General features: G+C 54.2%; 27 protein-coding genes. 14 read left to right on the top strand and 13 right to left on the bottom strand.

Features of this window, described 5'->3' with window-relative positions; translation table 11 throughout:
• Window positions 1-34 precede the first annotated feature (34 nt).
• Genes livF through livK form a run of 5 tightly spaced genes read right to left on the bottom strand, consistent with a single transcriptional unit; the run spans window position 35 to window position 4,871 of the window.
• Window positions 35-748 carry a high-affinity branched-chain amino acid ABC transporter ATP-binding protein LivF gene (livF, locus tag HGD79_RS17335; RefSeq protein WP_000416895.1) on the bottom strand — a complete coding sequence of 238 codons (714 nt, stop codon included), beginning with the start codon at window positions 746-748 and terminating at the stop codon, window positions 35-37.
• Between the two features lies 1 nt (window position 749).
• Window positions 750-1,517: a high-affinity branched-chain amino acid ABC transporter ATP-binding protein LivG gene (livG, locus tag HGD79_RS17330; RefSeq protein WP_000082101.1), complete on the bottom strand. Its 768-nt coding sequence runs from the start codon at window positions 1,515-1,517 to the stop codon at window positions 750-752.
• Window positions 1,514-2,791 carry a branched chain amino acid ABC transporter permease LivM gene (gene livM / locus HGD79_RS17325; protein ID WP_000803771.1) on the bottom strand — a complete coding sequence of 426 codons (1,278 nt, stop codon included), beginning with the start codon at window positions 2,789-2,791 and terminating at the stop codon, window positions 1,514-1,516. The genes livG and livM overlap by 4 nt, the downstream gene beginning before the upstream one ends.
• The gene (gene livH, locus HGD79_RS17320; protein ID WP_001295111.1) at window positions 2,788-3,714 is read right to left on the bottom strand and encodes a high-affinity branched-chain amino acid ABC transporter permease LivH; all 927 of its coding nucleotides are present in this window, start codon (window positions 3,712-3,714) and stop codon (window positions 2,788-2,790) included. The genes livM and livH overlap by 4 nt, the downstream gene beginning before the upstream one ends.
• A 47-nt stretch (window positions 3,715-3,761) precedes the next feature.
• Entirely contained in the window at window positions 3,762-4,871 is a 1,110-nt protein-coding gene (gene livK / locus HGD79_RS17315) for a high-affinity branched-chain amino acid ABC transporter substrate-binding protein LivK (RefSeq protein ID WP_000827696.1), read from the bottom strand.
• Window positions 4,872-5,294: 423 nt separating this feature from the next.
• On the opposite strand from livK, the gene panM reads away from it, so the two are divergent.
• Entirely contained in the window at window positions 5,295-5,678 is a 384-nt protein-coding gene (gene panM / locus HGD79_RS17310; RefSeq protein WP_000778785.1) for an aspartate 1-decarboxylase autocleavage activator PanM, read from the top strand.
• Between the two features lie 198 nt (window positions 5,679-5,876).
• On the opposite strand, the gene livJ is transcribed toward panM, so the two are convergent.
• The 5 genes from livJ to ftsY form a co-directional block, all read right to left on the bottom strand.
• Window positions 5,877-6,980, bottom strand: coding sequence for a branched chain amino acid ABC transporter substrate-binding protein LivJ (gene livJ / locus HGD79_RS17305; RefSeq protein ID WP_168848456.1), 1,104 nt, complete (start codon window positions 6,978-6,980; stop codon window positions 5,877-5,879).
• Between the two features lie 270 nt (window positions 6,981-7,250).
• Window positions 7,251-8,105, bottom strand: coding sequence for an RNA polymerase sigma factor RpoH (rpoH, locus tag HGD79_RS17300; protein ID WP_000130217.1), 855 nt, complete (start codon window positions 8,103-8,105; stop codon window positions 7,251-7,253).
• Between the two features lie 244 nt (window positions 8,106-8,349).
• Window positions 8,350-9,408 carry a permease-like cell division protein FtsX gene (gene ftsX, locus HGD79_RS17295; protein ID WP_001042003.1) on the bottom strand — a complete coding sequence of 353 codons (1,059 nt, stop codon included), beginning with the start codon at window positions 9,406-9,408 and terminating at the stop codon, window positions 8,350-8,352.
• Complete coding sequence (gene ftsE, locus HGD79_RS17290; RefSeq protein ID WP_000617723.1) at window positions 9,401-10,069, bottom strand: cell division ATP-binding protein FtsE; 669 nt, start codon at window positions 10,067-10,069, stop codon at window positions 9,401-9,403. Before ftsE ends, ftsX begins: the two co-directional genes overlap by 8 nt.
• Window positions 10,070-10,071: 2 nt before the next feature.
• On the bottom strand, window positions 10,072-11,565 hold the full coding sequence (ftsY, locus tag HGD79_RS17285) for a signal recognition particle-docking protein FtsY (RefSeq protein WP_001040630.1): 1,494 nt from the start codon (window positions 11,563-11,565) through the stop codon (window positions 10,072-10,074).
• A 149-nt stretch (window positions 11,566-11,714) separates the two neighbouring features.
• On the opposite strand from ftsY, the gene rsmD reads away from it, so the two are divergent.
• Window positions 11,715-12,311, top strand: a complete 597-nt coding sequence (rsmD, locus tag HGD79_RS17280) for a 16S rRNA (guanine(966)-N(2))-methyltransferase (RefSeq protein ID WP_000743193.1) — start codon at window positions 11,715-11,717, stop codon at window positions 12,309-12,311.
• Window positions 12,301-12,570: a DUF1145 family protein gene (locus HGD79_RS17275; RefSeq protein WP_001295207.1), complete on the top strand. Its 270-nt coding sequence runs from the start codon at window positions 12,301-12,303 to the stop codon at window positions 12,568-12,570. The genes rsmD and HGD79_RS17275 overlap by 11 nt, the downstream gene beginning before the upstream one ends.
• A 2-nt stretch (window positions 12,571-12,572) precedes the next feature.
• On the opposite strand, the gene HGD79_RS17270 is transcribed toward HGD79_RS17275, so the two are convergent.
• On the bottom strand, window positions 12,573-12,932 hold the full coding sequence (locus HGD79_RS17270) for a DUF2500 domain-containing protein (RefSeq protein ID WP_000042901.1): 360 nt from the start codon (window positions 12,930-12,932) through the stop codon (window positions 12,573-12,575).
• 140 nt (window positions 12,933-13,072) lie between these two features.
• Here HGD79_RS17270 and HGD79_RS17265 point away from each other — a divergent pair, with 140 nt between their 5' ends.
• Together HGD79_RS17265 and zntA are read left to right on the top strand one after the other, a co-directional pair.
• Window positions 13,073-13,699, top strand: coding sequence for a lysoplasmalogenase (locus tag HGD79_RS17265; protein WP_000964718.1), 627 nt, complete (start codon window positions 13,073-13,075; stop codon window positions 13,697-13,699).
• Between the two features lie 73 nt (window positions 13,700-13,772).
• Window positions 13,773-15,971 (top strand): Zn(II)/Cd(II)/Pb(II) translocating P-type ATPase ZntA, encoded by a 2,199-nt coding sequence (gene zntA, locus HGD79_RS17260; RefSeq protein ID WP_168848455.1) that lies wholly within the window; start codon window positions 13,773-13,775, stop codon window positions 15,969-15,971.
• 101 nt (window positions 15,972-16,072) lie between these two features.
• Here zntA and tusA read toward each other — a convergent pair whose 3' ends face one another.
• Window positions 16,073-16,318, bottom strand: coding sequence for a sulfurtransferase TusA (gene tusA / locus HGD79_RS17255; protein ID WP_000130621.1), 246 nt, complete (start codon window positions 16,316-16,318; stop codon window positions 16,073-16,075).
• Between the two features lie 220 nt (window positions 16,319-16,538).
• Here tusA and HGD79_RS17250 point away from each other — a divergent pair, with 220 nt between their 5' ends.
• Window positions 16,539-17,204, top strand: coding sequence for a 7-cyano-7-deazaguanine/7-aminomethyl-7-deazaguanine transporter (locus tag HGD79_RS17250; protein ID WP_001100467.1), 666 nt, complete (start codon window positions 16,539-16,541; stop codon window positions 17,202-17,204).
• Window positions 17,205-17,276: 72 nt separating this feature from the next.
• A complete protein-coding gene (gene dcrB / locus HGD79_RS17245) occupies window positions 17,277-17,834 on the top strand; it encodes a phage sensitivity protein DcrB (RefSeq protein ID WP_001245295.1) in 558 nt (185 codons plus the stop codon).
• Between the two features lie 3 nt (window positions 17,835-17,837).
• Here the strand turns inward: dcrB and HGD79_RS17240 are convergent, their stop codons facing one another.
• Entirely contained in the window at window positions 17,838-19,055 is a 1,218-nt protein-coding gene (locus HGD79_RS17240; protein ID WP_001298709.1) for an MFS transporter, read from the bottom strand.
• A 131-nt stretch (window positions 19,056-19,186) separates the two neighbouring features.
• Between HGD79_RS17240 and HGD79_RS17235 the strand changes: the two genes are divergently transcribed.
• The 7 genes from HGD79_RS17235 to nikE all read left to right on the top strand — a co-directional run bounded on the left by HGD79_RS17235 (window position 19,187) and on the right by nikE (window position 25,904).
• A complete protein-coding gene (locus HGD79_RS17235; RefSeq protein WP_001297848.1) occupies window positions 19,187-20,236 on the top strand; it encodes an AI-2E family transporter in 1,050 nt (349 codons plus the stop codon).
• A 54-nt stretch (window positions 20,237-20,290) separates the two neighbouring features.
• Window positions 20,291-20,878 (top strand): 4'-phosphopantetheinyl transferase AcpT, encoded by a 588-nt coding sequence (gene acpT / locus HGD79_RS17230; RefSeq protein ID WP_000285784.1) that lies wholly within the window; start codon window positions 20,291-20,293, stop codon window positions 20,876-20,878.
• A 110-nt stretch (window positions 20,879-20,988) separates the two neighbouring features.
• Complete coding sequence (gene nikA / locus HGD79_RS17225) at window positions 20,989-22,563, top strand: nickel ABC transporter substrate-binding protein (RefSeq protein ID WP_000953353.1); 1,575 nt, start codon at window positions 20,989-20,991, stop codon at window positions 22,561-22,563.
• Window positions 22,563-23,507: a nickel ABC transporter permease subunit NikB gene (gene nikB / locus HGD79_RS17220; RefSeq protein ID WP_000947068.1), complete on the top strand. Its 945-nt coding sequence runs from the start codon at window positions 22,563-22,565 to the stop codon at window positions 23,505-23,507. The genes nikA and nikB overlap by 1 nt, the downstream gene beginning before the upstream one ends.
• A complete protein-coding gene (gene nikC / locus HGD79_RS17215) occupies window positions 23,504-24,337 on the top strand; it encodes a nickel ABC transporter permease subunit NikC (RefSeq protein ID WP_001008963.1) in 834 nt (277 codons plus the stop codon). The genes nikB and nikC overlap by 4 nt, the downstream gene beginning before the upstream one ends.
• The gene (gene nikD, locus HGD79_RS17210; RefSeq protein ID WP_001136236.1) at window positions 24,337-25,101 is read left to right on the top strand and encodes a nickel import ATP-binding protein NikD; all 765 of its coding nucleotides are present in this window, start codon (window positions 24,337-24,339) and stop codon (window positions 25,099-25,101) included. The genes nikC and nikD overlap by 1 nt, the downstream gene beginning before the upstream one ends.
• On the top strand, window positions 25,098-25,904 hold the full coding sequence (gene nikE / locus HGD79_RS17205) for a nickel import ATP-binding protein NikE (RefSeq protein ID WP_000173666.1): 807 nt from the start codon (window positions 25,098-25,100) through the stop codon (window positions 25,902-25,904). Before nikD ends, nikE begins: the two co-directional genes overlap by 4 nt.
• The last annotated feature ends 5 nt before the right edge of the window (window positions 25,905-25,909 follow it).

Genomic DNA, 25,909 nt, shown 5'->3' with positions numbered 1-25,909 from the left:
GGAGTCTTTTGACTCCTTATCAATCAACGTGTTATTACCCGCCTAAATACGCACTTCTCACTGCTTCGTTCGCCAGCAGCGCGTCGCCGGTATCGGAGAGCACCACATGGCCGTTTTCCAGCACGTAGCCGCGATCCGCCAGCTTTAGCGCCTGGTTGGCGTTCTGCTCGACGAGGAAGATAGTCATCCCCTGCTCGCGCAGCTGCTCGATGGTGTCGAAAATTTGCTGGATGATAATCGGCGCAAGACCGAGCGATGGCTCATCAAGTAGCAGCAAACGCGGGTTGCTCATCAGCGCGCGACCAATCGCCAGCATTTGTTGCTCACCGCCGGACATGGTGCCTGCCCGCTGAACACGGCGCTCATGCAGACGTGGAAACAGTTCATACACCCACTTTATGCGCTCCTGGAACTGGTCGCGTTCGGCAAAAAAGCCGCCCATCGCCAGGTTCTCTTCCACCGTCATCCGCGAGAAGACGCGACGCCCTTCCGGGACAATCGCTACCGCTTCGCGCATGATTTTCGCCGTCTGCCAGTCGGTAATGTCTTTATCATCAAACACAATTCGCCCGCTGGTAGCGCGCGGATCGCCGCATAACGTGCCGAGCAAGGTGGTTTTCCCCGCCCCGTTCGCGCCAATGAGGGTGACAATCTCGCCCTGATTGATATGCAGGCTCACCTCATGCAGCGCCTGGATTTTGCCGTAGTGGGCGCTGACTTTGTCAAAGGACAACATGACTTTTTCCATCTTATGCCTCACCTAAATAGGCACGGATCACGTCCGGGTTATTACGGATTTGCTCCGGCGTACCGTTTGCCAGTGGCGTCCCCTGATTGACCACATAAATTCGGTCTGAAATCCCCATCACCAGCTTCATATCGTGTTCAATCAACAAGATAGTGGTGTTGTGATGATTGCGCAGTTCGGCAATCAGCTCATCCAGCTCTTTGGTTTCTTTTGGGTTAAGACCTGCCGCCGGTTCGTCGAGCATTAAAATCTCCGGCTGCGTCACCATGCAGCGGGCAATCTCCAGACGGCGTTGGTCACCATAGGCCAGGTTACTCGCCTGACGGTTGGCGTGTTCCAGCAAACCAATGCGCTCAAGCCAGGTGGCGGCGCGGTCGAGCGCTTCGCTCTGGGCGCGACGGAAAGAAGGCGTTTTCAACAGGCCAGAGAACAGCCCGGTTTTCAGTTGCTGATGCTGCGCCACCAGCAGGTTTTCAATTACCGTCATTTCACGGAACAGACGCACATGCTGGAAGGTGCGCACCACGCCCATGCGGGCAATTTGCTGCCCCGGTAAACCTTCAAGATGCTGATCGCGCAGTAAAATGGTGCCGCCGGTGGGTTTGTAGAAACCGGTCAGGCAGTTAAAAACCGTGGTTTTTCCGGCACCGTTAGGGCCGATTAACGAGACGATCTCCTGCGGGTACAGTTCAAGATTGACGTTGTTCACCGCCAGCAGGCCGCCGAAGCGCATCATCAGGCCGTTCACAGATAATAATGGCTGACTCATGCCTGCTCTCCTTTCGCTGCGCCGTTTTTCAGCTTCAGTTGCGGGCGCGTCATGGGCAGCAAGCCCTGCGGACGCCAGATCATCATCAGCACCATCAAACCACCGAGCATTAACATGCTGTATTCGTTGAAATCACGCATCAACTCGCGCGACACCACCAGCAAAATTGCCGCCAGAATCACCGCAAACTGCGATCCCATACCGCCGAGCACCACTATCGCCAGTACAAACGCCGATTCAGCAAAGGTGAAGGATTCCGGGCTGACAAAGCCCTGGCGCGCAGCAAACAGCGTTCCGGCAAAACCGGCAAACGCGGCACTGATGGTAAAAGCGGTCAGCTTGATACGACGCGGGCTTAAGCCCAGCGAACGGCAGGCGATCTCATCTTCACGCAACGCTTCCCACGCACGCCCCAGCGGCATCCGCAGCAGGCGGTTAATGACAAACAGGCTTAGCACCACCAGCAGCAACGCCACCAGATACAGGAAGATGACGCGATCGGAGGGATCGTATTTCAGGCCAAAGAAATTACTGAACGTGTCCCAACCGCCTTCACGGGCGGTACGGCTGAACTCAAGGCCGAAGAAAGTCGGTTTCGGGATCTGACTGATTCCGTTCGGGCCGCCGGTAATTTCGGTGTTATTGAGCAGCAATATGCGCACAATTTCGCCGAAGCCGAGGGTAACGATCGCCAGATAATCACCACGCAGACGCAGCACCGGAAAGCCGAGCAGGAAGCCCGCCGCCGCTGCCATTAACCCGGCAATCGGCAGACAGGTCCAGAAGCCCAAGCCGTAATAGTGATTGAGCAGCGCAAAAGTGTAAGCGCCGATGGCGTAAAAACCGCCGTACCCCAGCACCAGCAGGCCGGAAAGCCCTACCACCACGTTCAGCCCGAGGCCGAGGATAATGTAGATCATGGTCAGGGTGGCGATATCCACCGTCCCGCGTGAAACCATAAACGGCCACGCCACCGCAAGCACCAACAGCGCCACGAGGAACAGTTTCTGCTTCACCGTGGAGCCATCAATCGCGGGCAGAATAAACTTCGGCCCGGAAACGCTTTTCAACCCTTTCTGGAAAGCAGGTCGCAAAATCTGGAAGAAAAAGACCACCGCCGTGCCGATAAACACCCACTGCCAACGGACATCCGAAGCCGTGTCGACCACCAGTTTGGTGCCGTCCAGCTCCAGCTGTACGCCCATAAAGACGCCAGCGAGGATAAAGAACATCGCGGCAGAGAGCAGCGCCATTGCAATATGCATCGGTTTCATACTTTCTCTACCTCCGGGCGCCCCAGAATACCGGTCGGCATCACCAGCAGTACCAGGATCAGCAGGGCAAATGAGACCACATCTTTATATTCCGTACTCAGATAGGCAGAAGAGAGCGCCTCCGCAATCCCCAGGATCAGCCCGCCAATCATCGCCCCCGGAATGCTGCCAATCCCGCCGAGCACCGCCGCGGTAAAGGCTTTCATCCCGGCCATAAAGCCGATGTAGGGGTTAATCACACCGTAGAACTGACCGAGCAGCACACCCGCCACCGCCGCCATCGCCGCGCCAATCACAAAGGTCAGCGCAATCACCCGGTCGGTGTTGATGCCAAGCAGGCTCGCCATTTTCAGATCTTCCGCGCAGGCACGACAGGCGCGCCCCATACGGGAATAGCGAATGAAAATCGTCAGCGCCAGCATGGCGAGGAAGGTAACAATCCAAATCACCGCCTGCATGGTAGTAATAGAGGCAGAGAAGTTTTCGCTATGGCCCACCACCCACTGCCCGTTAAACAGACTGGGCAGCGCCACGTCACGCGAACCTTCGGTCAGGCTAACGTAGTTTTGCAGGAAGATGGACATGCCGATTGCCGAGATGAGCGCAATCAGGCGCTTAGAGTTACGCACCGGGCGATAGGCTACCCGTTCGATACTCCAGCCGTAGGCGCTGGCAATGACGATTGCGCCGACGAATCCCGCCGCCACCAGCAGCCAGCCGGTATCAATGCCCATCATCATCAGCGCGGCGATGATCATAAATGAGACGTAGCTGCCAATCATATAAACCTCGCCGTGGGCGAAGTTGATCATGCCGATAATGCCGTAAACCATGGTGTAGCCGATGGCTATCAGCGCGTAGGTACTGCCCAGCGTGACGCCGTTAAACATCTGCTGCAAGAAATACAAAAACTGCTCAGACATAAGGTAACCTTTCTAAACCCGCCCGCATTTTACGGGCGGTGGGATGATCACTTGGCTGCCGTGGATGAACCGTCGGCGTGCCACTGGAAGACACCAAAATCAAATCCCTTAAGATCGCCTTTTTCATCCCAGTTCAGCGGCCCAATCACGGTGTTTGCACCGTTAGCTTTTAAATCTTTCACCAGCGCCAGCGGCTCATCGCTGCCAGTACGCTCAAGGGCAGTCGCCAGAGATTGCACCGCCGCGTAGGTGATCCAGACATAAGGCCCGGACGGATCTTTCTTGTCTGCTTTCAGCGCATCAACGATGCCCTGGTTTGCCGGATCCTGGTCATAGCGTTTTGGCATAGTGACCAACATGCCTTCGGCAGCATCACCGGCAATATTCGACAATGATGCGTTACCCACACCTTCCGGCCCCATAAACTGAGTTTTCAGGCCAACGGAACGGGCCTGGCGCAGCATCTGCCCCATTTCCGGGTAGTAACCGCCGTAGTAAACGAAGTCGATGTTTTCTTTTTTCAGGCGGGCGATCAGCGCGGAGAAATCTTTCTCCCCGGCGGTAATACCGTCGAAGAAGACGACGTTGGCGTTAGCCGCTTTTAGCCCGTCCTGCACCGAACGCGCCAGCCCTTCGCCATACTGTTGTTTGTCGTGAATGATGGCGATGCGCTGGGGCTTCACCGTCTCAAGAATGTATTTTGCCGCCGTAGGCCCCTGGGAAGAGTCCAGCCCGGCAGTACGCATAATGTGTTGATAACCGCGTTGGGTCAGCTCCGGGTTGGTCGCTCCCGGCGAGATCATCAGAATACCTTCGTCTTCGTAGATATCTGACGCAGGTTGGGTAGAAGAAGAACACAGATGACCAATAACGTATTTAATGCCGTCGTTAACGATTTTGTTGGCGACCGCAACGGCTTGTTTCGGGTCGCAGGCGTCGTCATATTCCACGCCCACCAGCTTATCGCCTTTAATTCCCCCTTTGGCATTAATGTCTTTAATCGCCTGACGCGCGCCGTTAAATTCCATATCGCCCCACTGGGCAATCGGGCCGGACATCGCGCCGACAACGGCAACTTTAATATCGTCAGCCATAGCGGTGTGTGAAATTGCCAGTGCAATCATCCCTGCGATGATAGTTTTCGCATTCCGTTTCATAGTCAAAAATCCCCATTCGTGATGTTGTGTTGCTTTGTTTTTATGTGTTAACAAATCAGACTGTTCTTTTTTTATACTGCACTGTTTTTGCCTGTCTGATTAAGGGTTTAGCGCAGTATTTTGTGATAATAGTGATTAAAATCCCTATTTTTCAGTCGATTAAGAACAGATAATATTCTGAATTTATTGATAGATAAACAGAAAAAAGTGCCTTTGTCAGCATAAAATAACGGCACAAAGGGCGGAATAATTCACTATCATTCAGGGGATTATGCTGGGTATTTTTCATTCTATAATGTTTTAACTTTGTAATTATTGCTGTTAAAAAATTAATCACCTGCCAAAAGAAATAAAAAAGAGAAAGCCTCCGATTAAATTATTTCGCTACACTGGTTCCACTTTTGTGATTTACACGGGTTACCCATGAAGCTGACCATCATTCGATTAGAAAACTTTAGCGACCAGGACCGGATTGACCTGCAAAAGATCTGGCCGGAGTATTCCCCTTCCTCTTTACAGGTTGACGATAACCACCGCATCTACGCCGCGCGTTTTAACGAGCGCCTGCTAGCGGCCGTGCGGGTAACCTTAAGCGGCACCGAGGGAGCACTGGATTCCCTGCGCGTGCGGGAAGTCACCCGCCGTCGCGGTGTGGGGCAATATCTGCTGGAAGAGGTTTTGCGTAACAATCCTGCCGTTTCATGCTGGTGGATGGCGGATGCAGGCGTGGAAGATCGCGGTGTGATGACGGCGTTTATGCAGGCGCTGGGGTTTACGGCGCAACAGGGCGGCTGGGAGAAGCGTTAATCGTCAAGTTGATTTCAAAAGTGATGACCAACGAGAAATTGCCTGATGCGCTACGCTTATCAGGCCTACAATGTGTGTTGCAATTTACTGATTTCTTTGGATCTTGTAGGCCGGATAAGGCGTTTACGCCGCATCCGGCATGAAGCAACGTACTCGATATTAGCAATTTGGCGGCAACCCAAAGTTGCCGATTAATGATTACTTCGCATCGGTCGCCGTGCCGTTGGCGTGCCAGTCAAATACGCCGAACTCAAAGCCTTTCAGATCACCTTTCTCATCCCACGTCAGCGGCCCCATCACGGTATCCACGGAGTTCGCTTTCAGGTATTTGGCGATCTCAGCCGGATCGTCAGACTGATTCAGGCCCGCCTGCAAAGATTGCAGCGCGGCGTAGGTGGTCCAAACGAATGCGCCGCTTGGGTCCTGTTTTTTCGCTTTGATGGCGTCAACAATGGGTTTGTTCGCCGGAACCTGATCGTAGTTCTTCGGCTTGGTCACCAGCAGCCCTTCCGCTGATTCGCCCGCAATGTTAGACAGCGAAACGTTAGCCACACCTTCCGGCCCCATAAACTGAGTTTTCAGCCCTGCCGCGCGTGCCTGACGCAGGATTTGCCCCATTTCCGGGTGATAACCGCCGTAGTAAACGAAGTCGATATTCTCTTTTTTCAGACGGGCCACCAGCGTTGAGAAATCTTTTTCCCCGGCGGTGATACCATCAAAGAACACCACGTTAGCATTGCCTTTCTTCAGGCCGTCCTGCACCGCTCGCGCCAGACCTTCGCCGTATTGCTGTTTGTCGTGAACGATAGCAATACGCTGCGGTTTCACTTTCTCAAGAATATATTTCGCCGCCGTCGGCCCCTGGTCGGAGTCCAGGCCGGTGGTGCGCAGGATCAGCTGATAGCCACGGGCGGTCAGCTCCGGCGCGGTTGCCGCTGGGGTGATCATTAAAATGCCTTCGTCTTCGTAGATGTCAGACGCAGGCTGCGTTGATGAAGAACAGAGGTGACCAATCACATATTTAATGCCGTCGTTAACGACTTTGTTCGCCACCGCAACCGCCTGTTTCGGGTCACAGGCATCGTCATATTTTACGATTTGCAGTTTGTTGCCTTTAATGCCGCCTTTAGCGTTGATATCCGCAACCGCCTGCTCTGCGCTGGTAAACTCCTGGTCACCGTACTGCGCAACCGGACCGGACATTGCGCCCACGACCGCGACTTTAATATCTTCTGCCAGAGCCATATTGCTGAATGCCAGCGCGATACATCCTGCCAGTAACGCTTTACCCTTTATGTTCATCCTGAGAATCCCCATTCTTCTGGTTATTACGTGTGTTGTGGTGTTGTGATTCAGCACTTTATTTCGTTTTATGCATGACTACCCGTGCTTTAGCAGCATACTCTGCTAAAACATACCCCATTTTTATGATATTGGAATAGCTATTTTGACAGTTTATTAACAATCTGCGTGGGGATTGACGTTTTGCCGGAGGGGGAATTGATTATTGTAGAGGCCCAAAAAACAAAAACCCCGGACTCTCATCCAGGGTTCTCTGCTTAATAGCGGAAATTACGCTTCAATAGCGGCGCGAAGTTTTTTCATCGCGTTCTTTTCCAGTTGGCGCACACGTTCAGCGGAAACACCGTAACGGTCAGCCAGTTCCTGCAACGTGGACTTGTTGTCTTCGTCCAGCCAGCGCGCGCGGATGATGTCCTGGCTGCGTTCGTCCAGACCTTGCATCGCGTCGGTCAGACGGTTTGCCGCCTGCTCTTCCCAGTTATCATCTTCGATGCCGTCGGCAAAGTTAGATGATTTATCCTGCAGATAGAGCACCGGTGCCATCGGCTGGCTGTCGGAATCGTCGTCGGAAGACAGGTCAAAGGTCATGTCCTGTGCCGCCATACGTGATTCCATCTCACGAACGTCTTTGCTGGTTACGCCCAGTTCACGGGCCACCATTTCGACTTCATCCTGGTTAAACCAGCCCAGACGCTGCTTAGTTTTACGCAGGTTGAAGAACAGTTTGCGCTGCGCTTTGGTGGTCGCAACTTTGACGATACGCCAGTTACGCAGAACGTATTCGTGGATCTCTGCTTTGATCCAGTGAACGGCGAAGGAGACCAGGCGCACACCCACTTCCGGGTTGAAACGGCGCACTGCTTTCATCAGGCCGATGTTACCTTCCTGAATCAAATCCGCCTGTGGCAGGCCATAGCCCGCATAATTACGAGCAATATGAACAACAAACCGCAGGTGAGACAGGATCAGCGTTTTAGCTGCTTCCAGATCGCCATGGTAATGCAGCTTTTCAGCCAGCGCCCGCTCCTCGTCAGCCGACAACATCGGCCACGCGTTAGCTGCCCGGATGTAGGAATCCAGGTTGCCAACTGGGGCTAAAGCTAAACTTTGCATTTTGTCAGTCATTCAAATCCTCTCAATCGATATCTTCTGGCGCTTCAGTGGTAGCAACAACTGTGCCAGAGCTTAAGAGCAACGAGGTTATCATTCACTGTTTTATCAGACCGTGATTTTATCCACAAGTTCAATGCAAGCTTGTGAATAAATTACGCACAAAATGTGACATAGAGATGAAATACCGGGAAGAGACAACGGGATCTCTTTCCCTGCTACGGAACCCATTGCAGGGAAAGAGTATAACACGCTTTTATTATTCAGGCGTAAAGTGGCGTAAATGTTGTACCGTGGCAAGCCACGCTGCCACCCAGCCAATCATCGAGCATACCAGCAGCAATAGCAGGCATTCATCGAACGATAAACCATTGATATCAAACTTCGTTCCGAAAACCTGTGCCACTTCTGCAACCGCCGATGACAAACGCAGTACCAGAATTTCTGACAAAATTAATGACAGCAATGCGCCAGAAAATCCCAGCAATGCGCCTCCGTACAGGAACGGGCGCAGGATGAAACCATCCGTCGCACCAATCAGTTTCTGCACGTTAATGGAGTCACGGCGAGCAAAGATGCTCAGACGCACACTGTTGCCGATGACGAGGAACACTGCTGCCACCATCAACACGCCGATCATCGCGGAAACGCGCCCGACCAGCCCGGTCAACGCCGCCAGACGGGCAAACCAGCTGTCATCCATCCGCACTTCGTCAATGCCGTTAATCTGGGTGATACGATCACGCAGCGTATTCAGTGATTCCGTCCCCTGAAAATCGAGTTTCGGGATCACCACCGCCACTGCCGGAAGCGGGTTTTCTTCCAGCATATCCAGCGCACCACCAAAACCAGACCAGTTACGGAACTCGCCCAGTGCGTCTTCACGAGAAAGATAGTTCACTTTCTCCACGCCCTGCTCGGCCTGTAGCTGTGCTACCACGCCTGCTGCGGCGTCATCGTCCAGCGTTTTTTGCAAGTAAACAGTGATTTGCGGTGACGGATAATATTGCGTCGCCGCCTGGTTAACGTTTTTGTACACCATATAACAGACGCTGGGCAGCGTCAGGGAGATGGCGATAACCATCACCGTTAAAAACGTGGCGAACGGTTTGCTTTTCAGATCCTGCAATGCGCCGTGGAAGGCATAGCGCACCTGTTCGTTGAAAACGTTGGTTTTGCGATTTACCGGTTTTGGCGAGGATTTCGCGCGTTTTGGCGCGTTACGACCGCCGTCGCCAGAGCCGCCGACCGATTTACGGAAGCGATCCAGACGCCCGCCAAACTGCCGAATATGATTGATTGCATCGCGCTTATTCATGGCCCACGCCTCCATGCAAGTGACCATCGCTCAGGGTGAGCATGCGATAGGAACGCCGCGAGATCAGGTTGATGTCGTGCGTTGCCATCAATACGGTTACCCCAACGCGGTTAAACTCTTCAAACAGACGTAGAATCCCTTCCGACAACGCGTCGTCCAGGTTACCAGTCGGTTCGTCCGCCAGCAGTACCGCGGGCTTGTTCACCACCGCGCGGGCAATGCCAACACGCTGTTGTTCACCGCCAGAAAGCTGAATAGGGAAGTTCTTCGCTTTGTCCAGTAGCCCGACTTTATCCAGTGCCGCCGACACCCGGCGACGAATATCGTCACCGCTGGCACCGGCGATAATCAGCGGGATTGCCACGTTATCGTAGACAGTACGGTCCATCAGTAGATGGTGATCCTGGAAAATCATGCCAATCTGGCGGCGCAGAAACGGAACTTCACGGTTTTTCAGACGCGTGATGTCATGGCCGCTAAACCAGATTTTCCCGGCGCTGGGCCGCTCAATCCCACAGATCAGCTTCAGGAGGGTACTTTTCCCTGCGCCGGAATGACCGGTCAGAAACGCCATCTCACCCGGCTGCATATGGAACGTAACGCCCTGCAGCGCCTGTCTCCCACCGAGATAAGCCTTGCTGACATGTTCAAAGCGAATCATTGTTAATCCTCTCGGGCAAAAAGTGCCTCTATAAAGTCGTCCGCCTTAAACGGACGCAAATCCTCAATACGTTCGCCGACACCAATGTAGCGGATAGGGATACCAAACTGGTCAGCCACCGAGAAAATTACCCCGCCTTTCGCCGTGCCGTCCAGTTTCGTTAGCGTGATGCCGGTTAAGCCAACAGCTTCATGGAACAGTTTGGCCTGGCTTACCGCGTTCTGCCCGGTGCTGGCATCGATAGTCAGCATAACTTCATGCGGCGCTTCAACGTCGAGTTTCTTCATCACGCGGACGATTTTCTTCAACTCTTCCATCAGGTGCGATTTGTTCTGCAGGCGTCCGGCGGTATCGGCAATCAGTACGTCAACATTACGCGCCTTCGCAGCCTGAATGGCGTCGAAGATAACCGAAGCGGAATCCGCACCAGTATGCTGGGCAATCACCGGGATATTGTTACGCTGACCCCAGACCTGAAGCTGTTCAACCGCAGCTGCACGGAAAGTATCGCCCGCCGCCAGCATCACCGATTTACCCTGCTGCTCAAACTGACGCGCCAGCTTACCAATCGTCGTGGTTTTACCCACACCGTTGACGCCCACCATCAGGATCACGAACGGCGTTTTACCTTCAACATTCAGCGGCTCATCGACTTTCGCCAGAATCTCGCCCATCTCTTCTTTCAGCAGGCCATAGAGCGCCTCGGCATCACGAAGCTGCTTGCGGGATGCGCCTTCCGTCAGATTGGTGATAATTTTACGTGTGGTTTCCACGCCCACATCGGCGATCAACAGCTGTTCTTCCAGCTCCTCAAACAGATCATCGTCGATTTTTTTACCGCGGAACAGGCTGATAAATCCGGAACCGAGATTTTCTTTGGTTTTTAACAGGCTGCGTTTCAGGCGCGCGAAGAAACCTTCTTTGGTCGGTTTTTCCTGCTCCTGAGCGATTTCTTCCACCGGCTGCTCTTCTACCGGAGGAACCACCATCACCGCCTCTTCTGCCGCTTCGGCAGCCAGCGCCTGTGCTTCCAGCTCTTCGTCGGTGATTTCTTCTTTAGCCGCTTCTTCTTCCGCCGCTTCGACAATCTCTACGGTTTCCGCTTCAGCCTGCCACTCTTCTGGCGAAACCTCTTCGGCGTTGACGTCTTCCGGCAACGGCAGCTCTTCACGTTCGATAGCCACTGGCTCCGCCGTTTCTTCTACGACCGGTTCCGGCTGTGCAACGACTTCCGCTTCAGGCTGCGCTTTTTCACTTTCAGCAACCTGTTCAGTGACTTCCACAACGTCGGCAGCAAAAGTTTCCGCCTCGGCTTCAGTATGCGCCTGCGGTTGCTCTTCGACGGCTTGTTCAGAAGCCTTCGCAGGCTCTTGCGCCTGAACGATTTCTTCTACAACCGGTTGTTCATTCTGAACTTCTGTCTCTTTTTCCGGGGTCTGCTCTTTTTGACCAAAGCCCAGCCAGGAAAAAAAGCCACGTTTTTTTTCTTTCGCCATTTGCGACTACACTCCTCGCTGTTGCTTCATGGCACAGCGTTAACGCTATGTACATAGCAGCTAAAAAAATGATGAAATAGTCTATCACTTAACTTAATTCACATCACCGCCTGCAAGTATGTGTTATCTGGCGGATTGAGCAATTTATCATGAAAAAACCGAATCATTCCGGCAGCGGCCAAATCCGCATTATTGGCGGGCAGTGGCGAGGCCGTAAACTCCCGGTTCCTGATAGCCCAGGTCTGCGCCCCACCACCGACCGCGTACGCGAAACGTTGTTTAACTGGCTGGCTCCGGTCATTGTTGACGCCCAATGTCTGGATTGCTTCGCCGGGAGCGGCGCGCTGGGACTGGAAGCGTTATCGCGCTACGCTGCGGGGGCCACGTTGATTGAGATGGATCGCGCGGTTTCTCAGCAGTTAATTAAGAATCTGGCGACACTAAAAGCAGGCAATGCACGCGTGGTGAACAGCAACGCGATGTCATTCCTGGCGCAAAAAGGTACACCGCATAATATCGTGTTTGTCGATCCACCGTTCCGCCGTGGCTTGTTAGAAGAGACGATAAATTTACTGGAAGATAACGGCTGGCTGGCTGACGAAGCCCTGATTTATGTCGAAAGCGAAGTCGAAAACGGTCTGCCCACTGTTCCGGCAAACTGGTCATTACATCGGGAAAAAGTGGCGGGTCAGGTGGCTTATCGGCTGTATCAACGCGAAGCACAAGGAGAAAGTGATGCTGATTAATATTGGTCGTTTGTTAATGCTCTGCGTTTGGGGATTTTTAATCCTCAATCTGGTGCATCCCTTCCCGCGCCCGCTGAATATTTTCGTTAACGTGGCGCTGATTTTTACCGTGCTGATGCATGGTATGCAACTGGCGCTATTGAAATCCACTTTACCGAAAGATGGCCCGCAGATGACCACCGCCGAAAAGGTGCGGATTTTCCTTTTCGGCGTGTTTGAACTGCTGGTCTGGCAGAAGAAATTTAAAGTTAAAAAATAACCTTATTGTTCGCCTACAAAGCTGACAAAGCGCGTTCCTTTATAGCTCAGCGTACCTTTATCGCCCACTGTCAGGGCGTGGTACTGCTGGGCCTCGAGGCGAAACGTCTGCTCCATTCCTCCGCTTTGCGGTTTGAAGCTTGCCTCATAGCGCATACTGGTGCCTGCCGGAGTCACTTCCTGCTGGCGCGAACGGCGATCGTTAATCGGTTTTTCCCGCTTGTTGCTCACCACCACCAGCTTTTGCTGGAGCGGAGCCATATCATTATCAGCTTTTTCCCGTCGCTGTTGCATAAAACGAAACGATGCGGCGACGACAATTAAGCCAATGATAACAATAAAGAAAAGAGGTGGTTTGCTCATCTTTATCCCTCATCGGAAAATGCGGAAATAAGCATACCCTGCCAGTTATGGTGTTGTCATCCGTCCACCCTCGCCACTAAACTGGAAGCAAGACCGTAGGCATTCCGCTTACGAAAAAATAACGAATTCAAGGAACTAAGATGCTTTGGTCGTTTATCGCTGTCTGTCTTTCCGCATGGCTATCTGTGGATGCATCGTATCGTGGGCCAACCTGGCAACGCTGGGTGTTTAAACCGTTAACCCTTCTTCTCCTGCTGTTACTGGCCTGGCAAGCGCCGATGTTCGACGCCATTAGCTATCTGGTGCTGGCAGGGCTGTGCGCCTCACTGCTGGGCGATGCGCTAACCCTGTTGCCACGTCAACGTCTGATGTACGCCATCGGCGCGTTTTTCCTCTCGCACCTGCTGTACACCATCTATTTCGCCAGTCAGATGACGCTCTCTTTCTTCTGGCCTCTGCCACTGGTGTTGCTGGTTCTGGGCGCGCTGTTACTGGCGATTATCTGGACGCGGCTGGAAGAGTATCGTTGGCCTATCTGCACGTTTATCGGCATGACGCTGGTGATGGTGTGGCTGGCAGGTGAACTGTGGTTCTTCCGTCCGACCGCTCCGGCACTCTCTGCGTTTGTTGGCGCTTCATTGCTGTTTATCAGTAACTTTGTCTGGCTGGGTAGCCACTATCGCCGCCGCTTCCGGGCAGATAACGCGATTGCTGCGGCCTGCTACTTTGCCGGTCATTTCCTCATCGTCCGCTCGCTGTATCTCTGATAAAACTTGACTCTGGAGTCGACTCCAGAGTGTATCCTTCGGTTAATGAGAAAAAACTTAACCGGAGGATGCCATGTCGACTCCTGACAATCACGGCAAGAAAGCCCCTCAATTTGCTGCGTTCAAACCGCTAACCACGGTACAGAACGCCAACGACTGTTGCTGCGACGGCGCATGTTCCAGCTCGCCAACGCTCTCTGAAAACGTCTCCGGCACCCGCTATAGCTGGAAAGTCAGCGGCATGGACTGCGCCGCCTGTGCGCGCAAGGTAGAAAATGCCGTGCGCCAGCTTGCAGGTGTGAATCAGGTGCAGGTACTGTTCGCCACCGAAAAACTGGTGGTCGATGCCGACAATGACATCCGTGCCCAGGTTGAATCTGCGGTGCAAAAAGCGGGCTATTCCCTGCGCGATGAGCAGGCCGCCGACGAGCCACAAGCATCGCGCCTGAAAGAGAATCTGCCGCTGATTACGCTAATCGTGATGATGGCAATCAGCTGGGGTCTGGAGCAATTTAATCATCCGTTTGGGCAACTGGCGTTTATCGCGACCACGCTGGTTGGGCTGTACCCGATTGCTCGTCAGGCATTACGGCTGATCAAATCCGGCAGCTACTTCGCCATTGAAACCTTAATGAGCGTAGCCGCTATTGGTGCACTGTTTATTGGCGCAACGGCTGAAGCTGCGATGGTGTTGCTGCTGTTTTTGATTGGTGAACGACTGGAAGGCTGGGCCGCCAGCCGCGCGCGTCAGGGCGTTAGCGCGTTAATGGCGCTGAAACCAGAAACCGCCACGCGCCTGCGTAACGGTGAGCGGGAAGAGGTGGCGATTAACAGCCTGCGGCCTGGCGATGTGATTGAAGTCGCCGCAGGTGGGCGTTTGCCTGCCGACGGTAAACTGCTCTCACCGTTTGCCAGTTTTGATGAAAGCGCCCTGACCGGAGAATCCATTCCGGTGGAGCGCGCGACGGGCGATAAAGTTCCTGCAGGAGCCACCAGCGTAGACCGTCTGGTAACGCTGGAAGTGCTGTCAGAACCGGGTGCCAGCGCCATTGACCGGATTCTGAAACTGATCGAAGAAGCCGAAGAGCGCCGCGCCCCCATTGAGCGGTTTATCGACCGTTTCAGCCGTATTTATACGCCAGCGATTATGGCCGTCGCCCTGCTGGTGACGCTGGTGCCACCGCTGCTGTTTGCCGCCAGCTGGCAGGAGTGGATTTATAAAGGGCTGACGCTGCTGCTGATTGGCTGCCCGTGTGCGTTAGTTATCTCCACGCCTGCGGCGATTACCTCCGGGCTGGCGGCGGCAGCGCGTCGTGGGGCGTTGATTAAAGGCGGAGCGGCGCTGGAACAGCTGGGTCGTGTTACTCAGGTGGCGTTTGATAAAACCGGTACGCTGACCGTCGGTAAACCGCGCGTTACCGCGATTCATCCGGCAACGGGTATTAGTGAATCTGAACTGCTGACACTGGCGGCGGCGGTCGAGCAAGGCGCGACGCATCCACTGGCGCAGGCCATCGTACGCGAAGCACAGGTTGCTGAACTCGCCATTCCCACCGCCGAATCACAGCGGGCGCTGGTCGGGTCTGGCATTGAAGCGCAGGTTAACGGTGAGCGCGTATTGATTTGCGCTGCCGGGAAACATCCCGCTGATGCATTTGCTGGTTTGATTAATGAACTGGAAAGCGCCGGGCAAACGGTTGTGCTGGTAGTACGTAATGATGACGTGCTGGGTATCATTGCATTGCAGGATACCCTGCGCGCCGACGCAGCAACTGCCATCAGTGAACTGAACGCGCTGGGGGTTAAAGGAGTGATCCTCACCGGCGATAATCCACGCGCAGCGGCGGCAATTGCCGGGGAGCTGGGGCTGGAGTTTAAAGCGGGCCTATTGCCGGAAGATAAAGTCAAAGCGGTGACCAAGCTGAATCAACATGCGCCCCTGGCGATGGTCGGTGATGGTATTAACGACGCGCCAGCGATGAAAGCTGCCGCCATTGGGATTGCAATGGGCAGTGGCACAGACGTGGCGCTGGAAACCGCCGACGCAGTATTAACCCATAACCACCTGCGCGGCCTGGTGCAAATGATTGAACTGGCACGCGCCACTCACGCCAATATCCGCCAGAACATCACTATTGCGCTGGGGCTGAAAGGGATCTTCCTCGTCACCACGCTGCTAGGGATGACCGGACTATGGCTGGCGGTGCTGGCAGATACCGGTGCGACCGTGCTGGTAACAGCGAATGCGTTAAGATTGTTGCGCAGGAGATAAGGCAAACCGATCGCAACATTGAGCGCGATCGGTCCCCTCGCTCCTCTGGGGAGAGGGTTAGGGTGAGGGGAAAAGGCGGCATCGAAGCCAATCTTTCCCCATCAACCGCCTTTACGAATCAAATAACGATAAGGCAGTCCATCCGTCTCTTTCGCAACCAGTTCGTGTTCCATAAAGGTACAAAACCCAGGAATATCGCGGGTCGTCGCCGGATCGTCGGCGATAATCAGTAAAGTTTCGCCAGGCTGCATATTGCGCACGGTTTTGCGCACCATCATCACCGGTTCCGGGCAGCGCAGGCCAAGCGCGTCGAGTGTGTGGTCAGGGCTGGAAAAGAGATCGGTCATTTTCTTCTCATCACTTAAAAAAACGGCGCTAGTTTACGCCCTGTGAGTCCGTAAGCAAACCAGGTTAACGATTGCGTGAAAATTAACCATTGCATTGTCAACGTAAAGCAGTATCATGCGGCGGCTCGAAAAAAGGGTAAGCACGTTATTATGTTAAGATAACAGACGTGTCGTACGTATTGGGTTCCCTCACCCCAATGGTTAATCAAAAAGGTACAATATGAACGTTTTCTCGCAAACTCAACGCTATAAGGCGTTGTTCTGGTTATCGTTATTTCATCTGCTGGTGATCACCTCCAGTAACTATCTGGTCCAGCTTCCGGTCTCCATTTTTGGTTTTCATACCACCTGGGGCGCGTTTAGTTTTCCGTTTATCTTTCTCGCGACCGACCTGACCGTGCGTATTTTTGGCGCACCGCTGGCCCGACGCATTATCTTCGCGGTAATGATCCCTGCGTTATTAATCTCCTATGTCATCTCGTCGCTGTTCTATATGGGTTCATGGCAGGGATTCGGCGCACTCGCCCACTTCAACCTGTTTGTCGCCCGTATCGCCACCGCCAGTTTCATGGCCTACGCGCTGGGGCAAATCCTCGACGTGCACGTTTTTAACCGCCTGCGTCAAAGTCGCCGCTGGTGGCTGGCACCGACAGCGTCCACACTGTTCGGTAACGTCAGTGACACGCTGGCCTTTTTCTTCATTGCCTTCTGGCGTAGCCCGGATGCCTTTATGGCTGAACACTGGATGGAAATCGCGCTGGTCGATTACTGTTTCAAAGTGTTAATCAGTATCGTTTTCTTCCTGCCAATGTATGGCGTATTACTCAATATGCTGTTGAAAAGACTGGCAGATAAATCCGAAATCAACGCTTTGCAGGCGAGTTAAAGGTTCGTTATCAGAGTTGTGATAAGATGGATGAATGAGCCGTTATGGCCGTTTATCGAAAGGAAGAAGTCAATGCGCAATCTGGTTAAATATGTCGGAATTGGCCTGCTGGTTATGGGGCTTGCGGCCTGTGATGATAAAGACACTAACGCTACGGCGCAGGGTTCGGTCGCGGAAAGTAACGCTACCGGGAATCCCGTCAACCTGCTTGATGGCAAGTTAAGTTTCTCGCTGCCAGCGGATATGACCGACCAGAGCGGTAAGCTGGGAACGCAGGCCAATAACATGCATGTCTGGTCCGACGCCACCGGGCAGAAAGCAGTCATCGTCATCATGGGCGATGATCCGAAAGAAGATCTGGCGGTGCTGGCGAAGCGTCTGGAAGATCAGCAACGTAGCCGCGATCCGCAGCTGCAAGTGGTAACCAATAAAGCCATTGAGCTGAAAGGTCACAAAATGCAGCAGTTAGACAGTATTATCTCCGCGAAAGGCCAGACGGCGTACTCTTCCGTTATTCTGGGTAACGTGGGTAATCAACTGCTGACCATGCAAATTACGCTGCCCGCTGACGATCAGCAAAAAGCGCAGACCACCGCAGAAAACATCATTAATACGCTGGTTATTCAGTAAGTTTTAAGATGATGAGGCGGCCTCAGGGACGTGTTCCGGAGGCCGTTTTTTTAATCGCCACGTCAGTAATAACGCGATTGCGACCAGTCCCGCCGCCGCCAGATAAATCACCGGTACGCCCGCCCAGCTCATCACCAGCCCAGCCAGTGGTCCAGTCACACCAAGCGATAAATCCATAAATACGGTGTAAGTTGCCAGCGCCGCCCCCTGATTTTGCTGCGGAACCGCTTTTACCGCCACTACACCCAATGCCGGGAACACCAGCGAAAACCCGGCCCCCGCCAGTAAGACGCCGATTTTCGCCATCCACGGCATAGTCGCCACGCCAACCAGTAGCAGGCCGATTATCTCAACGCTAAAGCAAATCATCGCTACGTTTAAGCCACCGATACGGTTAATGCCGTTAGGGAATAACAAACGCGTACCGACAAACGCACAGCTAAACAGCGTCAGCGCGAAAGCCGCACCGTCCCAACCTTTAGCGTCATAAAACAGCGTGATAAAGGTGGCGATGACGCCAAATCCGGCGGAAGCCAGTGCCAGCGCCATACCGTACAGCCAGACGCTCCCAAGCACCGCGCGAAACGGCAGCGGTTTGCCTTTACTGGCTTTTACCGTCGGACGCGGGATCGCCAACAAAATGGCCACCAGCGCCACGCCCATAATGATTAACGCTAACGCCTGCAAGCCGCCCCAGTGATAAAACACGACGCCTAACGGCGCACCCATCGCCATCGCCCCGTAAGTGACAATGCCGTTCCACGAAATCACCCGCCCGATATGCAGCGAGCCAACCACGCCAACGCCCCACAGGGTCGATCCCGTTCCGGCAAAACTTTGCCCAATCCCAAGGATGACGCGCCCCAGGCAAAGTAATAACAGGCTGATGACAGGCAGACTGGCGGTTAATCCTGCCGTCAGATACCCCAGACCGCTCAAAAAGCAGCCGCATAAACCGAAGACGACAATCTTTTTGGGTCCCAGCAAATCGGCATAACGTCCGGCATGAGGGCGGCTCAGCAAGGTGGCGAAATATTGCAGGCTGATAACCAATCCTGCCCAGAAAGCGCTAAAGCCCATCACATCATGGACATAGCCCGGTAATACAGCGAGCGGCAACCCGATGGTGAGGTAGCTGGCGAAGTTAAACATGACAATGGAGACAATGCGCAAATTCAGGCGCAATCCGTTTAGCGCGGGTTCGGCTACGGGTTCGGGCATGAGGATCACCACATTTTTACAACAGTGTTTCATTTTTACCATGTGCTGACGTGAAAATCAGCAGTAAGAATCAGAATATTGCTGGCGTGACTCCCGCTACACTTAATACAAAAAGTCACAAGGAAGCCCCAATGGAAACCCCTCAACCCGATAAAACGGGCATGCACATTCTGCTCAAGCTGGCCTCGCTGGTAGTGATCCTCGCGGGCATTCACGCAGCGGCAGATATCATTGTGCAGCTGTTACTGGCGCTGTTTTTTGCCATCGTCCTCAACCCGCTCGTCACCTGGTTTATTCGTCGGGGAGTACAACGCCCCGTTGCCATTACGATTGTAGTGGTGGTGATGCTGATCGCACTAACCGCGCTGGTCGGCGTACTGGCGGCATCGTTTAACGAATTTATCTCTATGCTGCCGAAGTTTAATAAGGAGCTGACGCGCAAACTTTTTAAATTGCAGGAGATGTTGCCTTTTCTTAATTTGCATATGTCGCCGGAGCGAATGCTGCAGCGGATGGACTCGGAAAAAGTGGTTACCTTCACCACAGCGCTAATGACCGGGCTTTCCGGGGCAATGGCGAGCGTGCTTTTGCTGGTGATGACCGTAGTTTTTATGCTGTTTGAAGTGCGCCACGTCCCTTACAAAATGCGTTTTGCGCTGAATAATCCACAGATTCACATCGCGGGATTACACCGCGCACTTAAAGGCGTTTCGCACTATCTTGCATTGAAGACGCTACTCAGTTTATGGACAGGTGTCATCGTCTGGCTGGGGCTGGAGCTGATGGGGGTACAGTTTGCGCTGATGTGGGCAGTACTGGCGTTTTTGCTTAACTACGTGCCCAATATCGGCGCGGTAATTTCCGCCGTACCGCCAATGATTCAGGTGCTGCTGTTTAATGGTATTTACGAATGTATTCTGGTCGGCGCATTGTTTTTAGTTGTCCATATGGTCATCGGCAATATTTTAGAGCCACGGATGATGGGCCATCGCCTGGGGATGTCCACCATGGTGGTATTTCTTTCATTGTTAATCTGGGGATGGCTGCTCGGCCCGGTAGGGATGCTACTTTCGGTGCCATTAACCAGCGTGTGTAAAATCTGGATGGAAACGACGAAAGGTGGCAGCAAACTGGCGATTTTACTGGGGCCGGGCAGACCGAAAAGTCGGTTACCGGGATGAGGCGACAAGTGATACGATACGCACTTTCATTTTCCATTAAACGTTGGCCCTGATATGTATCGGATAGTTCTGGGGAAAGTTTCGACCTTAAGCGCAGCTCCACTGCCACCGGGTTTACGCGAGCAAGCACCGCAAGGTCCACGACGCGAACGCTGGCTGGCGGGGCGTGCATTGCTTTCGCACACGCTTTCCCCGCTACCGGAGATCATCTATGGCGAACAAGGCAAACCTGCATTCGCGCCGGAAACGCCGCTATGGTTCAACTTAAGCCATAGCGGTGACGATATCGCTCTGCTGTTGAGTGATGAAGGCGAAGTCGGCTGCGATATCGAAGTGATTCGCCCGCGCGCCAACTGGCGCTGGCTGGCGAACGCCGTATTCAGCCTCGGGGAACACGCTGAGATGGACGCCGTGCATCCTGATCAGCAACTGGAAATGTTCTGGCGCATCTGGACGCGCAAAGAAGCCATCGTTAAACAGCGTGGCGGCAGCGCCTGGCAAATCGTCAGCGTAGACAGCACCTATCACTCCTCGCTGTCAGTCAGCCATTGTCAGCTTGAAAATTTAAGCCTGGCGATCTGCACCCCCACCCCCTTTACGCTCACCGCCGACAGTGTGCAATGGATCGATTCAGTTAACTGATCCGCCCACCCGACTGCCCATCTATTGATCCAGAACAGGTAATCAGTATGACGAATACTTAAAATCGTCATACTTATTTCCGCCATCTATTTTAATCCATTGGGGTTATCATGCTCTCCACACTCCGCCGCACTCTATTTGCGCTGCTGGCTTGTGCGTCTTTTATCGTCCATGCCGCTGCACCAGATGAAATCACTACCGCCTGGCCGGTGAATGTCGGGCCACTAAACCCGCACCTTTACACGCCTAACCAGATGTTCGCCCAGAGCATGGTTTATGAACCATTGGTGAAATATCAGGCAGACGGTTCGGTGATCCCGTGGCTGGCAAAAAGCTGGACTCATTCAGAAGATGGTAAAACCTGGACCTTCACCCTGCGTGATGACGTGAAATTCTCCAACGGTGAACCGTTCGATGCCGAGGCGGCGGCAGAAAACTTCCGCGCAGTGCTCGATAACCGTCAACGTCACGCCTGGCTGGAGCTGGCAAACCAGATTGTTGATGTTAAAGCACTCAGTAAAACAGAGCTGCAAATTACCCTGAAAAGCGCCTACTATCCTTTCCTGCAAGAACTGGCCCTGCCCCGTCCTTTCCGTTTTATCGCTCCCTCGCAGTTTAAAAACCATGAAACCATGAACGGAATTAAAGCGCCGATTGGCACCGGACCATGGATTTTGCAGGAATCGAAACTGAATCAGTACGATGTCTTCGTCCGTAACGAAAACTACTGGGGCGAAAAGCCAGCGATTAAAAAGATCACCTTTAACGTCATCCCGGACCCGACTACCCGCGCGGTGGCGTTTGAAACTGGCGATATCGACCTGCTGTACGGAAACGAAGGGTTATTACCGCTCGATACCTTCGCCCGCTTTAGCCAGAATCCGGCTTACCACACCCAACTGTCACAGCCGATCGAAACCGTGATGCTGGCGCTCAATACCGCCAAAGCCCCCACCAATGAGCTGGCAGTACGTGAAGCTCTTAATTACGCGGTAAACAAAAAATCGCTGATTGATAACGCGTTGTATGGCACCCAGCAGGTCGCCGACACCCTGTTTGCCCCTTCTGTGCCCTACGCCAACCTCGGCCTGAAACCGCGCCAGTACGATCCGCAGAAAGCGAAAGCGTTGCTGGAAAAAGCCGGTTGGACGCTGCCTGCGGGCAAAGACATCCGCGAGAAAAATGGTCAGCCGCTGCGCATTGAACTGTCGTTCATCGGCACCGATGCGTTAAGCAAATCGATGGCGGAAATCATTCAGGCTGATATGCGCCAGATTGGCGCAGATGTCTCGCTGATTGGCGAAGAAGAGAGCAGTATCTATGCTCGTCAGCGCGACGGTCGTTTTGGCATGATTTTCCACCGCACCTGGGGCGCGCCATACGATCCACACGCCTTCCTCAGTTCAATGCGCGTACCGTCACACGCTGACTTCCAGGCACAGCAAGGATTAGCCGACAAACCGCTGATTGATAAAGAGATCGGCGAAGTGCTGGCGACCCATGACGAAACGCAACGTCAGGCGCTGTATCGCGACATTCTGACCCGTCTGCATGACGAGGCGGTTTATCTGCCTATCAGTTACATCTCAATGATGGTGGTATCAAAACCGGAGCTGGGTAACATCCCCTACGCGCCGATCGCCACTGAAATTCCGTTCGAACAGATTAAACCGGTGAAACCTTAATGTTGCGTTACGTATTACGCCGCTTTCTGCTGCTGATCCCGATGGTGCTCGCCGCCTCGGTGATCATTTTTCTGATGCTGCGCCTCGGTACCGGCGACCCGGCGCTCGATTATCTGCGTTTATCTAACCTGCCGCCGACGCCGGAGATGCTGGCCTCTACCCGCACCATGCTCGGGCTGGATCAGCCGCTGTACGTCCAGTACGGCACCTGGTTGTGGAAGGCGCTGCATCTTGACTTTGGTATCTCATTCGCCAGCCAACGCCCGGTGCTGGACGATATGCTGAACTTCCTGCCCGCCACGCTGGAACTTGCAGGTGCGGCGCTGGTATTAATTCTGCTCACTTCCGTACCGCTCGGTATCTGGGCGGCGCGCCATCGCGACCGTCTGCCGGATTTCGCCGTACGTTTCATCGCGTTTCTTGGCGTGTCGATGCCTAACTTCTGGCTGGCGTTTTTACTGGTGATGGCGTTTTCGGTGTATCTGCAATGGCTACCCGCGATGGGTTACGGCGGCTGGCAGCACATCATTTTGCCTGCGGTTTCCATTGCCTTTATGTCGCTGGCGATTAACGCGCGTTTACTGCGCGCCAGTATGCTGGACGTCGCCGGTCAGCGTCACGTCACCTGGGCGCGTCTGCGCGGCCTGAACGACAAACAGACCGAACGTCGCCACATCCTGCGCAATGCCTCGCTGCCGATGATCACCGCCGTGGGGATGCACATCGGCGAACTGATTGGCGGGACGATGATTATCGAAAACATCTTTGCCTGGCCGGGCGTCGGGCGCTATGCGGTGTCGGCGATTTTTAACCGTGACTATCCGGTGATCCAGTGCTTTACGCTGATGATGGTGGTGGTTTTTGTGGTCTGTAATTTGATTGTCGATTTGCTCAACGCCGCGCTGGACCCGCGCATTCGTCGTCATGAAGGAGCGCACGCGTGAACTTTTTCCTCTCTTCCCGCTGGTCGGTACGCCTGGCGCTGATCATTATCGCCCTGCTGGCGCTGATTGCGCTCACCAGCCAGTGGTGGCTGCCGTATGACCCCCAGGCGATTGATTTGCCGTCGCGCCTGCTTTCGCCGGATGCGCAGCACTGGCTGGGCACCGATCACTTAGGTCGCGATATTTTCTCGCGGCTGATGGCAGCGACCCGCGTGTCGCTCGGTTCGGTAATGGCCTGCCTGCTGCTGGTGCTGACATTAGGGCTGGTTATTGGCGGCAGCGCCGGGTTGATTGGCGGGCGCGTTGATCAGGCCACCATGCGCGTCGCCGATATGTTTATGACCTTCCCGACCTCGATTCTGTCGTTCTTTATGGTTGGCGTGCTCGGCACCGGGCTGACCAACGTAATTATCGCCATCGCCCTGTCGCACTGGGCGTGGTATGCACGCATGGTGCGCAGCCTGGTGATTTCACTACGCCAACGCGAGTTTGTGCTGGCGTCACGGCTTTCTGGCGCGGGCCATGTGCGGGTGTTTGTCGATCATCTGGCAGGCGCGGTGATCCCTTCGCTGCTGGTGCTGGCAACGCTGGATATCGGCCATATGATGCTGCACGTCGCGGGGATGTCTTTCCTTGGCCTCGGTGTGACCGCGCCGACCGCCGAATGGGGCGTGATGATTAACGACGCGCGCCAGTATATCTGGACCCAGCCGCTGCAAATGTTCTGGCCGGGGCTGGCGCTGTTTATCAGCGTGATGGCCTTTAACCTGGTGGGTGACGCACTGCGCGATCATCTGGACCCTCATCTGGTGACGGAGCACGCACACTAATGCCGCAACAGATTGAACTACGTAATATCGCGCTACAGGCCGCGCAGCCGCTGGTACACGGTGTATCGTTAACCCTGCAACGCGGGCGCGTGCTGGCGTTAGTCGGCGGTAGCGGCAGCGGGAAATCATTAACCTGCGCCGCGACGCTGGGCATTTTGCCCGCTGGCGTTCGCCAGACGGCGGGGGAAATTTTAGCCGATGGCAAACCGGTTTCGCCTTGCGCCCTGCGCGGCATCAAAATTGCCACCATCATGCAGAACCCGCGCAGCGCCTTTAATCCACTGCACACCATGCACACCCACGCGCGGGAAACCTGCCTGGCGTTAGGGAAACCCGCCGATGACGCTACGCTTACCGCTGCCATAGAAGCGGTGGGGCTGGAAAACGCCGCGCGCGTGCTGAAGCTGTACCCGTTCGAGATGAGCGGCGGCATGTTGCAGCGCATGATGATTGCGATGGCGGTGCTGTGTGAATCACCGTTTATCATCGCCGATGAACCGACCACCGACCTCGACGTGGTAGCACAGGCGCGCATCCTCGATCTGCTGGAAAGCATTATGCAAAAACAAGCGCCGGGAATGCTGCTGGTCACCCATGATATGGGCGTTGTGGCGCGTCTGGCGGATGACGTGGCGGTGATGTCACAAGGTAAAATTGTCGAACAGGGCGATGTAGAAACGCTGTTTAACGCCCCCAAACATACGGTGACGCGCAGCCTGGTTTCCGCTCATCTCGCCCTCTACGGTATGGAGCTGGCATCATGACCTTACTTAACGTCTGCGGCCTTTCCCATCACTATGCCCACGGTGGATTTAGCGGAAAACATCAACATCAGGCGGTGCTGAATAACGTTTCCCTGACCCTGAAAAGCGGCGAAACCGTCGCCCTGCTGGGACGCAGCGGCTGCGGAAAAAGCACCCTCGCGCGGCTGCTGGTAGGCTTAGAGTCTCCCTCACAAGGGAATATTAGCTGGCGCGGCGAACCGCTGGCGAAACTCAATCGCGCCCAGCGTAAAGCGTTCCGCCGCGATATTCAGATGGTATTTCAGGACTCCATCAGCGCCGTGAATCCGCGCAAAACCGTGCGCGAGATCCTGCGTGAACCGATGCGCCACCTGCTATCACTGAAAAAATCCGAACAACTGGCGCGCGCCAGCGAAATGCTGAAGGCGGTCGATCTCGATGACAGCGTTCTCGACAAACGCCCACCGCAGTTAAGCGGCGGCCAGCTCCAGCGCGTCTGCCTGGCTCGCGCGCTGGCGGTCGAACCGAAACTACTGATTCTGGATGAAGCCGTTTCTAACCTTGATCTCGTGTTACAGGCGGGCGTCATTCGCCTGCTGAAAAAGCTACAACAACAGTTTGGCACCGCCTGCCTGTTCATCACCCACGACTTACGCCTGGTGGAACGCTTCTGTCAGCGGGTGATGGTGATGGACAACGGACAAATCGTCGAAACCCAGGTGGTGGGAGATAAATTAACCTTTTCCTCTGACGCCGGACGTGTGCTACAAAACGCGGTATTACCCGCATTCCCCGTGCGCCGTCGCACCACAGAAAAGGTTTAACGCAA

Origin of the sequence: Escherichia sp. SCLE84, from assembly GCF_012584495.1 — a bacterium.
Classification (GTDB): Bacteria; Pseudomonadota; Gammaproteobacteria; order Enterobacterales; family Enterobacteriaceae; genus ECMA0423.
This window is presented reverse-complemented; position numbering and strand designations above follow the sequence as displayed.

Excerpts from the sequence above, each read along its gene's own strand:
- livF (WP_000416895.1), bottom strand. The coding sequence starts at position 748 with ATGGAAAAAGTCATGTTGTCCTTTGACAAAGTCAGCGCCCACTACGGC.
- livG (WP_000082101.1), bottom strand. The coding sequence starts at position 1,517 with ATGAGTCAGCCATTATTATCTGTGAACGGCCTGATGATGCGCTTCGGC.
- HGD79_RS17250 (WP_001100467.1), top strand. The coding sequence starts at position 16,539 with ATGAACGTTTTCTCGCAAACTCAACGCTATAAGGCGTTGTTCTGGTTA.
- tusA (WP_000130621.1), bottom strand. The coding sequence starts at position 16,318 with ATGACCGATCTCTTTTCCAGCCCTGACCACACACTCGACGCGCTTGGC.
- dcrB (WP_001245295.1), top strand. The coding sequence starts at position 17,277 with ATGCGCAATCTGGTTAAATATGTCGGAATTGGCCTGCTGGTTATGGGG.
- nikA (WP_000953353.1), top strand. The coding sequence starts at position 20,989 with ATGCTCTCCACACTCCGCCGCACTCTATTTGCGCTGCTGGCTTGTGCG.
- HGD79_RS17275 (WP_001295207.1), top strand. The coding sequence starts at position 12,301 with ATGCTGATTAATATTGGTCGTTTGTTAATGCTCTGCGTTTGGGGATTT.
- livK (WP_000827696.1), bottom strand. The coding sequence starts at position 4,871 with ATGAAACGGAATGCGAAAACTATCATCGCAGGGATGATTGCACTGGCA.
- rsmD (WP_000743193.1), top strand. The coding sequence starts at position 11,715 with ATGAAAAAACCGAATCATTCCGGCAGCGGCCAAATCCGCATTATTGGC.
- HGD79_RS17270 (WP_000042901.1), bottom strand. The coding sequence starts at position 12,932 with ATGAGCAAACCACCTCTTTTCTTTATTGTTATCATTGGCTTAATTGTC.
- rpoH (WP_000130217.1), bottom strand. The coding sequence starts at position 8,105 with ATGACTGACAAAATGCAAAGTTTAGCTTTAGCCCCAGTTGGCAACCTG.
- nikB (WP_000947068.1), top strand. The coding sequence starts at position 22,563 with ATGTTGCGTTACGTATTACGCCGCTTTCTGCTGCTGATCCCGATGGTG.
- livJ (WP_168848456.1), bottom strand. The coding sequence starts at position 6,980 with ATGAACATAAAGGGTAAAGCGTTACTGGCAGGATGTATCGCGCTGGCA.
- livM (WP_000803771.1), bottom strand. The coding sequence starts at position 2,791 with ATGAAACCGATGCATATTGCAATGGCGCTGCTCTCTGCCGCGATGTTC.
- nikD (WP_001136236.1), top strand. The coding sequence starts at position 24,337 with ATGCCGCAACAGATTGAACTACGTAATATCGCGCTACAGGCCGCGCAG.
- ftsY (WP_001040630.1), bottom strand. The coding sequence starts at position 11,565 with ATGGCGAAAGAAAAAAAACGTGGCTTTTTTTCCTGGCTGGGCTTTGGT.
- HGD79_RS17265 (WP_000964718.1), top strand. The coding sequence starts at position 13,073 with ATGCTTTGGTCGTTTATCGCTGTCTGTCTTTCCGCATGGCTATCTGTG.
- HGD79_RS17235 (WP_001297848.1), top strand. The coding sequence starts at position 19,187 with ATGGAAACCCCTCAACCCGATAAAACGGGCATGCACATTCTGCTCAAG.
- ftsX (WP_001042003.1), bottom strand. The coding sequence starts at position 9,408 with ATGAATAAGCGCGATGCAATCAATCATATTCGGCAGTTTGGCGGGCGT.
- HGD79_RS17240 (WP_001298709.1), bottom strand. The coding sequence starts at position 19,055 with ATGCCCGAACCCGTAGCCGAACCCGCGCTAAACGGATTGCGCCTGAAT.
- livH (WP_001295111.1), bottom strand. The coding sequence starts at position 3,714 with ATGTCTGAGCAGTTTTTGTATTTCTTGCAGCAGATGTTTAACGGCGTC.
- panM (WP_000778785.1), top strand. The coding sequence starts at position 5,295 with ATGAAGCTGACCATCATTCGATTAGAAAACTTTAGCGACCAGGACCGG.
- ftsE (WP_000617723.1), bottom strand. The coding sequence starts at position 10,069 with ATGATTCGCTTTGAACATGTCAGCAAGGCTTATCTCGGTGGGAGACAG.
- acpT (WP_000285784.1), top strand. The coding sequence starts at position 20,291 with ATGTATCGGATAGTTCTGGGGAAAGTTTCGACCTTAAGCGCAGCTCCA.
- zntA (WP_168848455.1), top strand. The coding sequence starts at position 13,773 with ATGTCGACTCCTGACAATCACGGCAAGAAAGCCCCTCAATTTGCTGCG.
- nikE (WP_000173666.1), top strand. The coding sequence starts at position 25,098 with ATGACCTTACTTAACGTCTGCGGCCTTTCCCATCACTATGCCCACGGT.